This window comes from Helicobacter sp. 11S02629-2, assembly GCF_002272875.1.
Classification (GTDB): Bacteria; Campylobacterota; Campylobacteria; order Campylobacterales; family Helicobacteraceae; genus Helicobacter_I.
Genome location: NZ_MLAN01000040.1, coordinates 1 through 1,198 on the forward strand (window position 1 = coordinate 1; position 1,198 = coordinate 1,198).

Consider the following 1,198-nt stretch of genomic DNA (forward strand, 5'->3'; position numbering starts at 1 on the left):
TTAAAAAGGTGATTCCGCTATGTGATGAAGTCTATATTTATGACAACACTAGCAATTTTAAACTTGTAGATGAGCTAAAAAGCTTTTAATACCCGACCGCAATGTCGTTAAACTAGGCACTTAAGTAGTCTATAATACTAAAAGAGTAAAGCTAGAGGTTGTAACTAAATTTTGGCAAACTTAGTCACTAGTTATAACACATAGTTAAAGGATTTAAGAAAAAATGACTAATAAAGACTTTGAAGCAAAGATTAAAGCACTAGGATTAAACAAAAAAGAGTTCGCCAAAATCTCATGTGCCGCCTATCAGACAGTAACTAACTGGAGACAGATCCAAAGTATACCCTTTTGGGTAGAGCCGTTTTTAAGCTACTATGAGCAAGCAAGAGAGCTTGAAAGCTTACTAAACACACTAGAAAAATGCAAAAAGGACAAAAACGATGCCAATTGAACCAGATTTAAAAAATTATAAAATACCTTTAGTTATAGATTCTATAGAAGCCCTTACAACCTTTTTAAAAGACTTTAATGTCTCAAGAAAAGAGCTAGCCAAAAACATATTTTTTTCAGAAGTCACAGTTATGGGTTTAATTTATAGAAAGCACATGACCTCTCAGCTTAGGTCTACTACTAATGCATTTTTAGAGTGGGATTATCTAAGAAAACAACTAAAAGGAGAAGAAGTAGATGTGTTACAAGACTTAAAACTAACTGCTATGCAAGAAAATTACTCAAAAGATGATTTTTCTACAAAGCTTGACAACTTAAAAAGCGAAGAGATTTTAAGCTACATAAATGACTTTTGTGCCAAAAACAACATTAACTACACCACTTTAAGTCTAAATTTAAATATGAGTTATGGCTTTATAGCCCACCTAACGCACACCAAAAAGATAAGCAAGGCTATGCGGGGCTTGATTTTACGCTATTTTGAAATATTAGAGATGAAAAAAGCCTTGTCTTTATACTAAAAGCAGGCTTTTCCCTTTCCACGTATCAAGATCTTAGCCCCTCTTATGTGAATACAAGCTACAAAGCTTAAAAGACATACTCTTAGGTCTTTACCTATGTTTCTTGACTAATTTTAGGAGTTGTAGTAGCATTTTGTGGTATATCAGTCTTGTTGGTTGAGGACGTGATATCTGTAAAAGCTTCAGGCGAGTATACTCTGGGCTTGTTGGACTGATATATCACCGCT

2 protein-coding genes are annotated in these 1,198 nt (G+C 33.8%); both read left to right on the forward strand.

The window, feature by feature from the left end:
- The first annotated feature begins 223 nt into the window (after positions 1-223).
- Positions 224-451: a hypothetical protein gene (locus BKH40_RS08545; RefSeq protein WP_095278603.1), complete on the forward strand. Its 228-nt coding sequence runs from the start codon at positions 224-226 to the stop codon at positions 449-451.
- Positions 441-971, forward strand: a complete 531-nt coding sequence (locus BKH40_RS08550) for a hypothetical protein (RefSeq protein WP_095278604.1) — start codon at positions 441-443, stop codon at positions 969-971. The genes BKH40_RS08545 and BKH40_RS08550 overlap by 11 nt, the downstream gene beginning before the upstream one ends.
- Positions 972-1,198: the final 227 nt, after the last annotated feature.